We start from the raw sequence: 15,810 nt of genomic DNA, 5'->3' as shown, positions 1-15,810 counted from the left end.
ACTAAATATGTAGAACAGCATGAGTAAAATCATTATCAATGGCATTTCAGATAAAAATTTCATAGAAAAATATGCTTACGATTTTCAATATATAATAAATAGAAAAACAGATCTCGACAGCCTCTCAGAAAGATATTATCGTAAAGGAAAATCTTGTTGGGTCATGCAAACTTTAATTAACCTTAATTATTATTATGGAGATTGTCTAGACATTAGATTAACCAATAAAGCCCAAGATAATGCCATTAATATATTACACTATGATAACTTTAGTTCTAAGACTAAACCATGGAGAGGAAATACTATAGTTTGCCAGGCTGATCGTCCATCCGTTCACGGTGCTGATTATGTGATTGTGCAAAATCCCCTACAGGCTAAGAATGGAAAAATTTTCATCCCTCATTGGCCTCAGCCAGGATTAAAACCAAGGGCAAAAAATAATGGTGAAATAAAAACTATTGGTTTTTTTGGACATGAAGATGCATTACCCGATTTCTTTTCAGACAAAACATTAGAAAATGAGCTAAATTCAAGGGAAATTACTTTTATAAAATCGAACAAAGATTGGACTGATTATAGCAATATAGATATTGCTATAAGTTTTAGACGCGATTATACAAATATCATAAGAAAACCAGCCAGTAAACTCATCAATGCATGGAATGCAGGTTGCCCTGTTATTTGCGATGATGAACCCTCAATGAGAGCAATAAGGTTAAGTGAGTTAGATTATTTGATAGCAAAAACTCCAACAGAATTTATAGATGCAGTGGATAAATTAAGAAATCAGTCAAATTTATATTTATCGATGGTATCAAATGGAAAAAAAAGATTTGAAGAATATAACCGAGAATCTACTGCTCAAAAATGGTTTCGTTTAATACAAGAAGTTTATAACAACAATCAAAATTCCAAAAAAGCTTCTCGATTCATTAAGTTTTACTTTCACAAATTAATATCACGTTAAAACAAATAAATCAGAATAGGCTATTTGAAACTTTAACGATAAAAATGAATAAAAAAAGAGGGTTACCATATAACCATAGTTGAGGTTACCTTTATTCTTCTCATTTTAGCTTTTGTTTAATCGATGTTTAGCAGCACAGTATTACTATGCTCTTGTACTACATTTTCCCAGCTACTTTTACCCATTCCTGCTCCGTGCCAATGCGGAGCTTTTTTTTGATTCGCATCACGTTTAAGCCTGTCATCCTGGCATGCAAGCGCGGATCATTGATATGGCGATGAATAACGTCGGTGTCAGAGATACCGCTCGCGTCCTGAAGGTCGGCATTAACACGGTCATTCGCACACTAAAAACCTCACTCCCAGACAGATAACCACACTGCCTCTGGCAGGAAGTGATATCCAGATTATCTGTGAACTAGACGAGCAGTGGTCATTTGTCGGTCACAAGAAAAACCCACGCTGGCTCTGAATAGGAACATTCATTGAACGTGAATACTACTTTCTCTAAACGATCTAACCATTGGGTTCATGACCTTTTAAAGTTAATTTAAATTGAACTAATGATAAATTACTTAGTTATTAGTTGAAACATATTACTCACAAATAAATTAGCATTAACCTATAACTAATAAATATATAATGAAATGCAAATACCATTTGCAAAATTAATTCACCACCATAAAAGATTGAGAAATATGTGATAACGCTTAAATTATTTCACAATTAAAACTAACAACAATTTAAAGAAAATTTAACAGCATATGCGCCAACATATTTGTCAGAAATTCCATACAATAATGATGGAAAAAAATTAATATCAAAACTACATCGCGTAATTTTATCTGTTTTACTTTCTTCTCCATTGTCATTAGAGATAACACTAAAACAAAATATATAGAGATAATGCTGTTTCATTCGCTACAGTTGTCTCTAAAAGAGTCCTGATAAACTGGCTCAGGCTACAGAGATTTAATTAAAATCAAATCACTCATGCCTATAATATAATCAAAATTAAGTCACTTAGCAGTGCTTGACACCATAAAATTGCTATGTTATCTATATATCCATCAGTCACATAAACACATGTTTTTTATATTAAGTCATAATCATAAAAAAATGATTATCTAGTTACTTATTATTAAAATATTAGCACCTCAATTATCCGAGGTGTTTGTAAGGATATTATAGAGAGAAAATAAACTTGATAATTTAATTAAAGCAGTCAAAAAACCGTAACAGCGGAAATCAACGCTGCAATTTATATTAGTCTTTATTTCAATAAACGCCAACATAATGGGAAAGTACAATGGTTGAAAATACAATGGTTATAAAATCCATAACAACTTCGAGTGTAATACAATTAACGCCTGATGCTAGAGGTGAAGGTTATCCATCCGCTGAAAAACAAATAGCGGGAGATATAATACGTATACTAAACTTTAAGCAAACAGATGAAGGTCATACAGCAGCGTATGGAATTGAATATCGAGCTAAAAAAGTAATATTAGCTTACGCTTTAGCGGTAAGTGGTATTCATAATGTCTCTCAACTTCCAGATGACTATTATAAGAATAAGGATACCGCGGATAGCATTTATCAAGAATACATGTCTAATCTTTCATCTGCACTATTGGGTGAGAATGGTGATCAAATTTCTAAAGATATGGCAAATGGATTTCTCCAGAACGAACTGGATTTTGAAGGTGAATATCCTGAAAATACCTGGGATGTTCCTGGTCTTGAAAATAAGCCATTGAAAGATTATTTAGATGAAGATAAATTATTAGCGCTCTATTTCTTTGCTTCACAAGAAATCCCTCTGGAGGAAAATCAACAATCAAACGCGGCAAGATTTTTTAAATTAATTGATTTTTTATTTATCTTATCTGCTGCGACATCACTAGGAAAAAGGATTTTTTCAAGAAGTTTTTACAACGGACTAGAAACTAAATCATTAGAGAATTATATTGGGAGAAAAAAACTTTCTCAGCCTTTCTTTCGACCACCTCAGAAGCTACCTGATGGCAGAATAGGTTATCTGGCCGGTCCAACAAAAGGGCCTAAATTGGGTCCAGTAGCGTCGTCCACAACAGCACCGTCTAAATGGAAAGTTAGTTTGCAAAAACTTAGAGATAACAAATCCAAAAATGGATTTGCTAATATGGACGATGCTGCAAAGCAAAAATATAGCTCATTTATAAAAGAGGTACAAAAGGGTAATGATCCAATCACAGCAGCAAAAAATATTGGTACAGAAAGCGGCAGTAACTTCGAAAATTTGCAAGGTAGAAATTTATCTAGTATAAGGCTAAGCCAAAAACACAGGGTAACATTCATCAAAAATGATGATGCCAAAATAATCGAGATTCAAAGTGTTGGTACTCATTATAAAAATTTGTAGCCTGATTTATAGATGGTGATAAGAGAATACCTTTCATCAAAGGTGACCGTCCAGGCGGTCACCGAATTCGCTAATAAAACAGCTTATTGCCATTCGCCAGTTCAGTAGTGATATATCTATTTCTTAGCCACAACAGATTCTCCACTCAGGAATAAGTCTGTCAGATTTTCATGATCTTTCTGCCTTTTCTTTCCACAATTCTGTACTACGCATAATCTGGCTAAAACTACGCCAATCTTTAACCGACATACTATCCGATGCCACCCATAATCGAATATTAGGCCGATGGCGAAAACTTTCCGCTTGCTCAAAGGCACGTAAGGTGAGCATTATCCCATAACGGCTAAGCCACGGTGGTTGAGTCATTTTCCATCTTTCTTTTTGCCAGTATACCTTATTGCCACAAAACAGTATTAGTTTCCCCTGATACTGCATGATATTTCTCTGGCTCCTTATCCAACTCGCTACGATGGAGATAATGATCAACGGCAGAAGCCAGACATAAAAACTATTGGCAAACCACGGTGTTAATAGAGCAACCAGAAGAATAATTCCATGCACGCCAGAGGAAAACAGGCGGGTTCGGAGAGATACTCTCAGTTCACTGTGCCACAGGACCACGAGCTTGGTTTCTGCGTTGAATCAATTGCACCATGTTGAAAAGCGCCTCATCTTCCGGGCGGCCATGATTCATCAGCCAATTGAAAAGATCAGGATCTGAACATTCCAGCAAACGAACAAAAATGCGTTTTTCATTATCATTTAACGAGTCATATTCATATTCAAAAAATGGCATAATAGAAATATCCAGTTCACGCATCCCACGACGACATGCCCAGTGAATACGCGCTTTATTGTCAATATCCATGTTTAAAAAGCCTCTTGATTATTTTCATTCGTGCCATAGGGACGGCAATACCTATCATTGTAAAAACTTGTTACAGTAAGAACCTGTAATTATCAATGATTCTGGGCTGTTTTTCATCATTGGCAACGATTGAGCTGTTGGTAACTTTATAATATGCGAAAAGTATCGCAATAAAAGGTATCACACCAATCTGCCAATAAACCTTCAACCAGCAAATAACAAAAATAACTCCTTTGCATTGAGCTTCATCTCTTTTACCATTAACGTTATTTCTCAGATAGTTTATGGCAGGAGCTGTTATGGCTTACCAAATTCCGTTTTCTGCACAATCTCCATTATCTTCCACAACACTTCCACTGACATTAATTTCCCTTGATGATTGGGCAATGGCCACCGCAACCGGGACTGATACAGAAAAATATCTGCAAGGTCAGGTGACCGCAGATATTAACTCCCTGGCTGCAAATCAACATGTACTATGTGCTCATTGTGATGCTAAAGGAAAGATGTGGAGCAATCTGCGGCTGTTTCATCGTGGAGAAGGTTTTGCCTATATTGAACGCCGCTCAGTATTGGATACGCAACTGGCTGAATTGAAAAAGTATGCTGTATTCTCCAAAGTGTCCTTTATCAAAGACGAAAAAAATATCTTGCTTGGTATCGCCGGAGTGGGAAGCCGGGAAGCACTGGCAACACTTTTTCCCATTTTACCTGATGCAGAAGCAACCGTTATCCAACATGAAACAACAACTATTCTTCATTTCTCTCTCCCTACAGAACGTTTTCTTTTAGTTACAGATAACACGACTGCAACCAAATTAGCCGAAGTGTTAGTTGAAAAATTTCAGGCACAATTGAACGATAGCCAGCAGTGGCTGGCGTTGGAGATTGAAGCAGGATTCCCCGTAATTGATGAAGCAAGCAGCGCACAATTTATTCCACAGGCTACTAATCTTCAGGCCATCAAAGACAGTATCAGTTTCAAAAAAGGCTGCTATGCCGGTCAGGAAATAGTAGCACGTGCTAAATATCGTGGTGCTAATAAGCGGGCAATGTATTGGCTGGCAGGTAGCGCTTCTTCTCTTCCTGTGGCAGGTGATGAACTGGAATGGCAGTTAGGCGATAAATGGCGTCGGACTGGCTCAGTTCTCGCTGCGGTCAAATTGGCTGATGACTCCGTTTGGGTACAGATCGTTATGAGCAATGATATGGAAACAGATAATGTATTCCGTATTCGCAACGATGAAGGGCATTCTCTCTCTATTCAGGCACTACCTTATTCATTGGAAGAAAAATAATATTTGAGGTTTAGTTTCTTATGTCATCGACTGTATCTCCTGTTAATTTCGGCCCGTTTACCGATGTTATCTCCTTTATCATGGAGCTGGATAAATTAAAATATGTTCACCGTAAAACGAAAATTCTGAACAATCAGCGCAATGAAAATTCTGCGGAACATAGCTGGCACTTTGCTCTTGCAGTTATCAGTTTTGCTCCTTATGCCGGAGAGGTAAACATCAGCCGTGTTATACAGATGGCATTGATTCACGATATTGTGGAAATCGATGCCGGGGATGTTATCGCGTTTGATTTAGCTGCTCGTGAAGCTATTCATGAACAAGAAGTGCAAGCTGCCAAACGTATTTTCGGCTTGTTGCCAGAAACGCAGAGAGATTATTTTCTCGCCCTTTGGTACGAGTATGAAGACGGAGAAACACCTGAAGCACGTTTTGCCAAAATGCTCGACAGGGTTATGCCAGTATTTATGAACTTGCATAATAATGGGCAGAGTTGGGTAGAAAATGGTATTCGTTTTGAACAAGTCTTTAACTTGCTCCAGTTTATTTCTGAAAGTTACCCTGAATTTTGGAAATATTTGCTACCACAACTGGAAGCAGCAAGAGAAAAAGGTTGGTTAAAAGTGTAATTTTCTATTTCCAATTAAAAGCGTTCAGTTTATCGTCACGACTTAAAAACCGTCGTGACGATTATATCAATCAATTTAACTTCATATATTGGTTAGCCAATTTATCGAGAAAAACAAATAAATTATTATTCATCTCACTATAATCATGGGAACGTAATATTTCCGGTGTTTGAACAAAAGTATACTTATCCGCTTTACTAAGGTCTTTTTCTGAATTTTGGATAAGCAATTCAACTACCTCTGTAGTCAGTTCCATATGACACTGGAAAGCATAAACCAAACTTTGGTATTCAATAATCTGTCTGGGGCAACCTTCACTATAAGCAATAATTTTTGCATCCTGAGTCAAACCCGGCATATCGTTATGCCAATGCCCAACTTCAAGAAGTTCACCGAAATGAGTAAATTTATCATTTTTTAAACCCTCAGCAGTAAGCATAATTGGATACTTTCCTATTTCTTTCTCAGGACTATGCTCAAAAGCAGCCCCTAATGCTTCTCCAATTAACTGTGCACCAAGACAGACACCCATAACGACCTTATCTGATGCAATCGCTTTTACAATAAGTTGCTTTTCCGCTGCTGCATCAAAATGCGCACAGTCAGTCGTTGTGGTTGCAGGGCTTTGAGGCCCTCCCATTACTATCAGAAAATCAATACCCTCAACTGAATCTGGTAATTTATCGCCGAGATAAACCCGTGAAAATGTAGTCTGATATCCTCTTGCGTTAGCCCAATCTTCATATGCCCCAGGTGCTTCAAAATATTCATGTACCACAAAATGGATTCTTATCACTTTATCACCTTAGAAAAGGATTGAATTATTCCAACGGATGCCTCTAGCTGATATAAAAAAGCAGTGTGAGATGGCTCTCAACACTGCTTTTATTTCATTTTATTCTAAATCAATTCACAACACCATGATCCATGCTTAACGATAATCTTCAATTGGTGCACAAGAGCAATGCAAGTTACGATCCCCATACACATCATCAAGGCGTTTCACCGTCGGCCAATATTTATTTGCTTTTGTCTCTGCTGTCGGGAAAATGGCAATTTCACGGCTGTACGCATGGTCCCAGTCAGCAATCAGCTCAGCCTGAATATGTGGTGCATTCACCAGCGGGTTATCTTCCAGTAACCAATCACCTTCCGCCACTTTTCTGATTTCGCCGCGGATTGCCAGCATCGCATCAATAAAACGATCAATTTCAATCTTACTTTCTGATTCTGTTGGCTCAACCATCAGAGTTCCAGCGACAGGGAATGACATAGTTGGCGCATGGAAGCCATAGTCAATCAAACGTTTAGCAATATCCATTTCACTGATGCCGAATTCTTCTTTCAGTGGGCGAATATCCAAAATACATTCATGGGCAACGTAACCACCACGGCCGGTATAAAGGATTTCATAAGCACCTTTCAGACGAGCAGCAATGTAGTTTGCATTCAGGATCGCAGCCTGACTGGCTTGTTTCAACCCTTTTGCCCCCATCATGCGGATGTACATCCAGCTAATCGGCAGAATAGATGCACTGCCAAATGGGGCGGCTGATACGGCACCCGATGTGGTTAATGATCCCATTTCCACCACGGAATGCCCCGGAAGGAAAGGAGCAAGATGTTTTTTCACACCAATCGGTCCCATACCCGGACCACCACCACCATGCGGAATACAGAAGGTTTTATGCAGATTCAGGTGTGAAACGTCAGCACCAATAAAGCCCGGAGTTGTGATCCCAACCTGAGCATTCATATTTGCACCATCAAGATAAACCTGCCCACCATTTTGATGAATAATGTCGCAAATCTGGCGGATAGTTTCTTCATATACACCATGGGTTGATGGATAGGTAACCATGATACAAGCCAGTTCATCACGGTGTTTTTCCGCTTTTTCACACAGGTCCGCCAGATCGATATTGCCTTCTTTATCACAATTCACCACAATCACAGTCATGCCTGCCATATGTGCAGAAGCAGGGTTTGTGCCGTGGGCTGAGCTTGGGATCAGGCAGATATGACGGTGTTGTTCACCTCGGCTGGCGTAGTAATGACGAATTGCCAGTAAGCCAGCATATTCTCCTTGAGCACCAGAGTTTGGCTGCATAGATACCGCATCATATCCCGTCAGTAATACCAACCAATGTGAGAGCTGACTAATCAATTGTTGATAACCCTGCGCTTGTTCTGGCGGGCAGAAAGGATGCAGGTCAGTAAATTCAGGCCATGTGATCGGTATGATTTCAGCTGCTGCATTCAATTTCATTGTGCATGATCCTAATGGGATCATGGCCTGATTCAGTGCCAAATCTTTACGTTCCAGACTATGCATATAGCGCATCATATCTGTTTCGCTATGATAACGGCGGAAGGTATCATGTGTCAGAATTTCATCACTGCGCAGCATTGAAGCCGGTATGGATTGGCTGTTCTCTGATACTTCACTATCAAGAACATCAATATCTAACACAGTCTCAGAACCAGTTAAAACCTGATACAGGGTTATCAAGTCTTCACGGCTGTTTTTTTCACTCAATGACACGCCAACGGCACCAAGAATATCAGTCCGTAAGTTGATTTGTGCTTTTTCCGCTCGTGCCAGTACTAATGCCTTATCAGCGACTTCTACAGCCAATGTATCAAACCATGTTTTGTGACGTAGCGTTATACCCGCTTTTTGTAGACCCGCAGCTAAAATATCGGTTAATCGGTGAATGCGCCCCGCAATTCTTTTCAGACCTTCAGCGCCGTGGTAAACCGCATACATACCAGCAATATTTGCCAGTAATACCTGTGAGGTACAGATATTGGAGTTCGCCTTTTCACGGCGAATATGCTGTTCACGTGTTTGCATTGCCATACGTAATGCCCGGTTGCCAGCGGCATCGCGGGAAACACCTATAATACGGCCCGGCATTGAGCGTTTATATTCGTCACGGCAAGCAAAGAATGCAGCATGTGGGCCGCCGTACCCCATTGGGACACCAAAACGCTGTGCTGAACCAAAGACAATATCAGCGCCCTGTTTACCCGGCGCAGTCAGCATAACCAGTGCCATAATATCAGCGGCAACACTGACAATAATTTTTTGCTGTTTCAGTTTTGCGACAAGATCACTGTAGTCATGGATCTGACCTGTAGTACCAACTTGTTGCAGCAAAACACCAAAAATACCCTCTAGTTCCAGTACTTTTTCTGCTTTATCAACAATGACATCAAACCCGAATGTTGCCGCTCGCGTACGCACTACATCTAATATCTGTGGGTGAATATCATCAACTACGAAGAAACGCTCCGCATTTTTCAGTTTACTAACCCGTTTTGCCATTGCCATCGCTTCGGCTGCTGCGGTGGCTTCATCCAACAAGGATGCTGAAGCAAGATCTAATCCGGTCAGATCGATGGTGACTTGCTGGAAATTCAGCAAGGCTTCTAATCTCCCTTGAGAAACTTCAGGTTGGTAAGGCGTATATGCTGTGTACCAACCGGGATTCTCCAGTAAATTACGCAAGATAACTGGCGGTAGTATTGCGGGAGCATATCCCATACCAATGTAAGATTGATAACGTTTGTTCTGACCCGCTATTGCTTTCAGTTCAGCCAGTGCCTGTTGTTCTGTCGCACCTTCGCCTACTGCTGGTGGCTCTGGTAATGCGATATCGCGGGGAACAATTTTATTAGTGAGATCGTCAAGAGAGTTCGAGCCAACCATTGCCAGCATTTCTTTTTGCTGTTCAGCAGAGGAACCAATGTGGCGACGAATGAATTCACCTTGATTTTCAAGTTGGATTAGAGTCTGGATCATTGATAATAATTTCCTGAAACTAGCTAAAAACGGCACACATAAAAAACGCCCCACTCACTGTATGGCGTTGGCAACGTAGGTGATGTGGGGCGGTGATTACTACTCTTCTTCTTCCAATAGTGACCGATAACTTTCTGCATCCAGCAGGTTGGTCAATTCACTTTCATCAGTAACTTTGATGCGGAATAGCCAGCCTTCGTTATAAGGCTCGCTATTCACTAATTCAGGCGAACCTTCTAAAGCTGGGTTGACTGCGATAACTTCACCACTCAGTGGTGCGTAAATATCAGAAGCCGCCTTGACTGATTCAACGACTGCACAATCATCACCACTGTTTATGACCGCTCCGATTTCAGGCAAGTCAACGAATACCATATCACCCAATAACTGCTGAGCATGTTCGGTAATACCCACGGTATATTCGCCATTTCCTTCAGAGCGAATCCATTCGTGTGATTCGGTATATTTTAATTCAGTTGGTACATGACTCATCGGTTCCATCTCCTTATTTTTATTCATTAAAATGTTGCGACCAAAATCATCCTACAAGCGATTTTCCCATCCTGACAAAACCCGGCTTAACAACCTGAACCGGCATCTCGCGATTACGGATCTGAACAATCGCCTGCTCTCCAACCCCTTGCGGCACCCTGGCAAGGGCAATACTGAATCCTAATGTAGGTGAGAATGTTCCACTGGTAATAACACCAAAACGGACTTCACCCGTTTTATCTGTGAAACTAACTGTTAACCCACTGCGCAAGACGCCTTTTTCACGCATGATTAACCCAACCAATTGTTCTGTCCCTGCTTCACGCTGTTTCAACAGGGCTTCACGGCCAATGAATTGTCGCTCTTCCGGTGCCCATGCAATCGTCCAGCCCATATTCGCAGCCAAAGGTGAGATGGATTCATCCATTTCCTGACCATAAAGGTTCATACCGGCTTCAAGGCGCAGTGTATCCCGTGCGCCTAGTCCCGCTGGTTTAACACCTTCTTTCAGTAACTGCTGCCAAAAATTAACAGCTTGTTCGTGAGGCAATGCAATTTCATAACCCGCTTCACCGGTATAACCAGTAGTTGCGATAAATAAGTCACCAGATTGCACACCAAAGAAAGGTTTCATACCTGTAATGGATTGGTTTTGCTCATTATTTAACAAAGACTGAACTCTGGATTGTGCGTTAGGACCTTGAACTGCAATCAACGCCAAGTCATTACGAACAGTGACCTCAACAGGGTATTTTTCCGCATGTCGTTGGATCCAGGCTAAATCTTTTTCACGTGTCGCCGAGTTAACGACCATACGATAAAAATTATCAGTGAAAAAATAGACAATCAGGTCATCAATAACACCACCGGAAGCATTAAGCATACCGGTATAAAGCGCCTTGCCTTTTTCAGTCAGCTTAGCAACATCATTTGCCAGAAGATAACGGAGAAAATCACGGCAACCTGTACCGTGTAAATCCATAATGGTCATATGGGAAACGTCGAACATACCTGCGTCAGTACGCACGGCGTGATGCTCGTCGATTTGTGAACCGTAGTGAAGGGGCATCATCCAGCCATGAAAATCCACCATGCGCGCCCCGCATGTCAGATGCTGATCATATAGTGGGGTGTGTTTTGACATTATTTCCCTCTTTCCATTTTTAACATGAAAACGTTCTTGATCTGAGTAACATACATACGGCGTATTAACCGGCAAATGTTGGATCATGAAGCAAAGAAGCGGTTAATGACGCAAACGATACCTTGGACTAGAAGTTATCACTGAAAATAGAAATGAACCATAAAATAAATTATCAACATAACAATGACACCTTCAAAAACCCTTCACTATCATGCGGAATTTTTTTCTATTTTATTGTGTGGGAACGCTAAAAAATGGCAGTAATATGTAAAAAATATTCTTTTTTTTATTACAAATAGACTAAAGTGTGAAGCAAACCAACTGAATACACTTTAGCCTGTTATAAAAAAAACTAATCCCAAACAAGAGGAAGAATTAGATTTTTTCAACTGAGGAGGTTTGAGTAATCAACCAATCCGGCAGATCATGAAGCCCCATCGCATGACGGAGTAATTGTGGCTTTACTCCGGGGAAACGGTTAGCCAAAGTCAGCCCTACATCACGAAATAATTTCTTGACAGGATTATTCCCATCAAATAGCTGCCGAAACCCCTGCATACCAGCCAGCATGACAGCCGCACTGTGTTTACGGCGACGCTCATAACGACCAAGATAGAGATATTGACCGATATCTTTGCCTTGCTGGTTCAAACGAATCAATTCTCCGATCAACTCTGCTACATCCATAAACCCCAGATTAACTCCTTGCCCGGCCAATGGATGGATTGTATGGGCTGCATCTCCCAATAAAGCTAACCGATGTGCAGCAAAATTACGAGCATAACGTCCCATTAACGGGATAGTCTGACGGTCACTGATCAACTCACACTGCCCCAATCGCATGTCAAAAGTGGCACTCAATTGCCGATTAAACAACGCAGTCTCCATTGTCTTGCGCTGTTGCGCCGCTTCCGCAGGCAATGACCAGACAATAGAACATAGATGAGGATCAGAAAGTGGCAGGAAAGCAAGAATACCATCTCCATGAAAAACCTGGCGCGCAACCCCTTGATGAGGCTCCACAGTACGAATAGTAGCGACCAATGCATACTGTTCGTAATCCCAGAAAGTCAGTGGGATATCTGCATGCTGACGTAACCATGATTGGGCACCATCTGCACCAACAACTAGCCGTGAAGTCAGCATTCGCTCATCGGACAGGGTAATAAAAGCTTCGTTTTCTCCCCAGGCAACATGCTTAAGAGAAGCAGGGGTAAACATAGTTACATCAGATAAACTTTCAGCCTGTTGCCAAAGAGCCTGCCGGATCACATTATTTTCGATAATATGTCCAAGATGATTGAGGCCATTTTCCGCCGCATTGAACTGAATACGACCGAAGCTATCCTGATCCCAAACTTCCATCCCCTGATAAGGGCTGACACGCATTGCGAGGAGTTTATGCCAGACACCGAGATGGGTTAATAACCGTTCACTGGCTGCATTGATGGCAGAAACACGCAACGCATGTTCATCATCGGTATGAAAAATACTGGTTGGTGGATACTCTTCTACAATCGCAATGCGCAAGCCACTACCATGTAAACCACAGGCCAGCGCAAGGCCAACCATACCGCCTCCTGCGATCACCACATCAAATGATTGCATGTTTTTAATTCCTCTTAATCTGACTTATTCTGCCGTTGAACGATGGGCGCCCCAACCCAATGTCTGACGGGCCAGTGTGCCCTTTATCAGTGGCAACATTTCCATCACCATCAGGCCAAGATTGCGTCCGATTCTCAACGGAAAGTAGTCATTGGCAAACAGCCGAACCAACCCATCAGTAATACCGATAGTTGCCTCACGATCTGCAAAACGTTGCTGTTGGTAACGAGTCAGAACGTTATAAGAGCCGATATCGTGCCCATCAATCGCAGCAGCTGAAATAACCTGAGCTAATGCCATTACATCACGCATACCTAAGTTAAAACCCTGTCCTGCAATTGGATGCAGAGTTTGGGATGAATTACCTACTAATGCCAAACGATGGCTGATCTGCTGATTGGATGTAGATAAGGCCAGCGGGTAACTGTGCCGTTGACCTGTTTCCAACATTTTTCCCAGACGCCAGCCAAACGCTTTTTGCAGTTGATGGAGAAACTCGGCATCTTCCCACTGATTAATCTCCGCCCATTTATCTAATGAGTGACACCAGACTAACGAGCTACGCCCTTCTGACATTGGCAACAGTGCCAACGGGCCATGTTCAGTAAAACGCTCAAATGCCCGGCCTCGGTGATGTTCAGATGTCAGGACATTGGCAATGATGGCAAACTGACTGTAATCCTGCCGCTGCCACGGGATATTACAGGCTTTTGCTACGGAAGATTGGCTTCCATCCGCAGCTATCAACAGTTTTCCCGTAAGTTTTTTGCCATTATTCAAGGTAATAGAAACTGCAGTGTCCAGACGCTCAACAGCATTCACTTTAGCCGGACAATAAAGTTTGATATCCGGTGCTTGTTTTAATAAATCAAACAGACGGCTTCCGGCATCGTGCAACTCAATCACGTTACCCAATACCGGAATGTCATAATCGTCAGCCCGGATATTGACAAAACCGCTACAACCGCGGTCACTGACATGAACGTGAGTAATTGGGGTCACACAATCTCTAAGTGCAGGCCAGACACCAATCTGACTCAAACGCTGACATGTGCCATAAGCTAAAGCAATCGCCCTTGCATCAAAACCCGGATGTTCTTGTGTTGGCTCTGCTGCTTCAACTAAGGAGATTTGCAACTGCCCCCGGCTCAAAGAAGAAATAGCAAGCGCTAATGTTGCACCAGCCATCCCTCCTCCCACGATAATCACGCTCATTATGACTTGGCTTCCTGATGACTGTAACCCGGTTTTGCCTGTGCCATCAGTGCTTCAATTTCATCAGGATCTTTAACAACATACTCCGTCAAATTCTCATTGCCTGATTCTGTAATCACAATATCGTCTTCAATACGGATACCAATACCACGGTATTCCGACGGCACATCAGCATCCGGTGCGATATACAACCCCGGTTCAACAGTGAGTACCATACCAGGTTCCAGAATGCGATCACGATCAATACCGTAATGCCCCACATCGTGGACATCCAGCCCCAACCAATGGCTTAAACCATGCATGAAAAATTGGCGATAGGCATTGGTCTCAATCAAATATTCTACTTCACCATGCATAATGCCTAGTTTAACCAGCTCTTCAACCATGATGCGAACAACCTGCTCAGTCACTTCACGAATGCTAGTACCCGGCTTATAAAGTTCAAGGGAAACATTGATGGATTTCAGCACAATGTCGTAAATTTCTCGTTGAGGACGGGTAAATTTGCCATTGACCGGAAACGTCCGTGTAATGTCCCCCGCATACCCTTCATATTCACAACCTGCATCGATCAACACTAAATCACCATCTTTCATACGACGGTCGTTTTCTGTGTAATGCAGAATACAAGCATTTTCTCCTGCACCAACAATAGTGTTATAAGCAGGATATCGCGCACTGTGATAGGTAAATTCATGGTGAATTTCAGCTTCAAGCTGATATTCAAACATATTCGGACGGCAGCTTCGCATAGCTCTGGTATGTGCTTGAGCACTGATTTTCCCAGCTTTGCGCATGATTTCCAATTCAGCTTCTGATTTAAACAAACGCATTTCATGCAGCCACGGACGCCAGTCTGCTATTATTGACGGAGCACTGAGATTACGGCGGCTATTCTTACGCAACTTATCCAGAGCACTGAATACGATCTTATCAGCATATTCAAATTCCCCCTGAGAGTGATAAACCACATCTAACCCATTCAGCAAGAGGTAGAGTTGTTCATCAATATCATTAAATGGCAAAGCACGATCCACTGCCAGTTTTTCTGGAGCGGCTTCCTGCCCAAGCCGACGACCAAACCAGATTTCTGCAGTAAGATCACGCACTCGATTAAACAACACACTGTGGTTGTGAGTTTCATCGCTTTTGATAAGAATAAGAATAGCTTCTGGTTCATTAAATCCAGTCAGGTAAAGAAAATCACTGTGCTGACGATAAGAATATTCACTATCTGAGTTGCGTGTCGCAGGCGGGGCCGCAAAAATAATGGCCGCACTGGCCGGTGCCATTTTTGACAATAATACCTGACGACGGGATAAATATTCTTGTTTAGTCATACCCTCTCCTGCAATCTCGTTATTATTAATAATTAGTT

13 protein-coding genes and 1 pseudogene are annotated in these 15,810 nt (G+C 41.6%); 5 read left to right on the top strand and 9 right to left on the bottom strand.

The genetic code is table 11. The annotated features are described in order from the left end of the window. Positions 1–19 precede the first annotated feature (19 nt). The 3 genes and pseudogenes from AAC147_RS13355 to AAC147_RS13345 all read left to right on the top strand — a co-directional run bounded on the left by AAC147_RS13355 (position 20) and on the right by AAC147_RS13345 (position 3,370). Complete coding sequence (locus AAC147_RS13355) at positions 20–967, top strand: glycosyltransferase (protein WP_047681886.1); 948 nt, start codon at positions 20–22, stop codon at positions 965–967. Positions 968–1,202: 235 nt separating this feature from the next. Continuing rightward, a pseudogene (locus tag AAC147_RS13350) lies at positions 1,203–1,435 on the top strand (IS1-like element transposase); the annotation flags it as partial. A gap of 840 nt (positions 1,436–2,275) precedes the next feature. Beyond that, positions 2,276–3,370 (top strand): Txp40, insecticidal toxin (previously name A24tox), encoded by a 1,095-nt coding sequence (locus AAC147_RS13345; RefSeq protein WP_231571421.1) that lies wholly within the window; start codon positions 2,276–2,278, stop codon positions 3,368–3,370. A gap of 168 nt (positions 3,371–3,538) precedes the next feature. On the opposite strand, the gene AAC147_RS13340 is transcribed toward AAC147_RS13345, so the two are convergent. Then, positions 3,539–3,991 (bottom strand): protein YgfX, encoded by a 453-nt coding sequence (locus tag AAC147_RS13340; protein ID WP_047681883.1) that lies wholly within the window; start codon positions 3,989–3,991, stop codon positions 3,539–3,541. Beyond that, entirely contained in the window at positions 3,972–4,238 is a 267-nt protein-coding gene (gene sdhE / locus AAC147_RS13335) for an FAD assembly factor SdhE (protein ID WP_047681879.1), read from the bottom strand. Before sdhE ends, AAC147_RS13340 begins: the two co-directional genes overlap by 20 nt. A 299-nt stretch (positions 4,239–4,537) precedes the next feature. On the opposite strand from sdhE, the gene ygfZ reads away from it, so the two are divergent. Both ygfZ and AAC147_RS13325 read left to right on the top strand, forming a co-directional pair. Next, a complete protein-coding gene (gene ygfZ / locus AAC147_RS13330) occupies positions 4,538–5,536 on the top strand; it encodes a tRNA-modifying protein YgfZ (RefSeq protein ID WP_047681876.1) in 999 nt (332 codons plus the stop codon). Between the two features lie 20 nt (positions 5,537–5,556). Then, positions 5,557–6,165 (top strand): HD domain-containing protein, encoded by a 609-nt coding sequence (locus AAC147_RS13325; RefSeq protein WP_047681873.1) that lies wholly within the window; start codon positions 5,557–5,559, stop codon positions 6,163–6,165. Positions 6,166–6,235: 70 nt separating this feature from the next. Here AAC147_RS13325 and AAC147_RS13320 read toward each other — a convergent pair whose 3' ends face one another. The 7 genes from AAC147_RS13320 to pepP all read right to left on the bottom strand — a co-directional run bounded on the left by AAC147_RS13320 (position 6,236) and on the right by pepP (position 15,772). Then, positions 6,236–6,958: a type 1 glutamine amidotransferase gene (locus tag AAC147_RS13320; RefSeq protein WP_047681921.1), complete on the bottom strand. Its 723-nt coding sequence runs from the start codon at positions 6,956–6,958 to the stop codon at positions 6,236–6,238. Between the two features lie 138 nt (positions 6,959–7,096). Then, positions 7,097–9,973, bottom strand: coding sequence for an aminomethyl-transferring glycine dehydrogenase (gene gcvP / locus AAC147_RS13315; protein ID WP_047681870.1), 2,877 nt, complete (start codon positions 9,971–9,973; stop codon positions 7,097–7,099). Between the two features lie 99 nt (positions 9,974–10,072). Continuing rightward, positions 10,073–10,465, bottom strand: coding sequence for a glycine cleavage system protein GcvH (gene gcvH / locus AAC147_RS13310; RefSeq protein ID WP_038270074.1), 393 nt, complete (start codon positions 10,463–10,465; stop codon positions 10,073–10,075). Between the two features lie 46 nt (positions 10,466–10,511). Beyond that, the gene (gene gcvT, locus AAC147_RS13305; RefSeq protein ID WP_047681867.1) at positions 10,512–11,609 is read right to left on the bottom strand and encodes a glycine cleavage system aminomethyltransferase GcvT; all 1,098 of its coding nucleotides are present in this window, start codon (positions 11,607–11,609) and stop codon (positions 10,512–10,514) included. A gap of 375 nt (positions 11,610–11,984) precedes the next feature. Then, on the bottom strand, positions 11,985–13,217 hold the full coding sequence (gene ubiI, locus AAC147_RS13300; protein WP_047681865.1) for an FAD-dependent 2-octaprenylphenol hydroxylase: 1,233 nt from the start codon (positions 13,215–13,217) through the stop codon (positions 11,985–11,987). A 24-nt stretch (positions 13,218–13,241) separates the two neighbouring features. Continuing rightward, positions 13,242–14,432, bottom strand: coding sequence for a 2-octaprenyl-6-methoxyphenyl hydroxylase (gene ubiH, locus AAC147_RS13295; protein ID WP_047681862.1), 1,191 nt, complete (start codon positions 14,430–14,432; stop codon positions 13,242–13,244). Continuing rightward, positions 14,432–15,772 carry a Xaa-Pro aminopeptidase gene (gene pepP / locus AAC147_RS13290; protein ID WP_047681859.1) on the bottom strand — a complete coding sequence of 447 codons (1,341 nt, stop codon included), beginning with the start codon at positions 15,770–15,772 and terminating at the stop codon, positions 14,432–14,434. Before pepP ends, ubiH begins: the two co-directional genes overlap by 1 nt. Positions 15,773–15,810 lie beyond the last annotated feature (38 nt).

Origin of the sequence: Xenorhabdus sp. NBAII XenSa04 (assembly GCF_963866145.1) — a bacterium.
In the GTDB taxonomy this organism is placed as follows: domain Bacteria; phylum Pseudomonadota; class Gammaproteobacteria; order Enterobacterales; family Enterobacteriaceae; genus Xenorhabdus; species Xenorhabdus indica.
This window is presented reverse-complemented; position numbering and strand designations above follow the sequence as displayed.

What these genes read in the sequence shown, in the direction of transcription:
- AAC147_RS13355 (WP_047681886.1), top strand. Translation starts at nt 20, where the DNA reads ATGAGTAAAATCATTATCAATGGCATTTCAGATAAAAATTTCATAGAA.
- AAC147_RS13345 (WP_231571421.1), top strand. Translation starts at nt 2,276, where the DNA reads ATGGTTGAAAATACAATGGTTATAAAATCCATAACAACTTCGAGTGTA.
- sdhE (WP_047681879.1), bottom strand. Translation starts at nt 4,238, where the DNA reads ATGGATATTGACAATAAAGCGCGTATTCACTGGGCATGTCGTCGTGGG.
- ygfZ (WP_047681876.1), top strand. Translation starts at nt 4,538, where the DNA reads ATGGCTTACCAAATTCCGTTTTCTGCACAATCTCCATTATCTTCCACA.
- AAC147_RS13325 (WP_047681873.1), top strand. Translation starts at nt 5,557, where the DNA reads ATGTCATCGACTGTATCTCCTGTTAATTTCGGCCCGTTTACCGATGTT.
- gcvP (WP_047681870.1), bottom strand. Translation starts at nt 9,973, where the DNA reads ATGATCCAGACTCTAATCCAACTTGAAAATCAAGGTGAATTCATTCGT.
- gcvH (WP_038270074.1), bottom strand. Translation starts at nt 10,465, where the DNA reads ATGAGTCATGTACCAACTGAATTAAAATATACCGAATCACACGAATGG.
- gcvT (WP_047681867.1), bottom strand. Translation starts at nt 11,609, where the DNA reads ATGTCAAAACACACCCCACTATATGATCAGCATCTGACATGCGGGGCG.
- ubiI (WP_047681865.1), bottom strand. Translation starts at nt 13,217, where the DNA reads ATGCAATCATTTGATGTGGTGATCGCAGGAGGCGGTATGGTTGGCCTT.
- ubiH (WP_047681862.1), bottom strand. Translation starts at nt 14,432, where the DNA reads ATGAGCGTGATTATCGTGGGAGGAGGGATGGCTGGTGCAACATTAGCG.
- pepP (WP_047681859.1), bottom strand. Translation starts at nt 15,772, where the DNA reads ATGACTAAACAAGAATATTTATCCCGTCGTCAGGTATTATTGTCAAAA.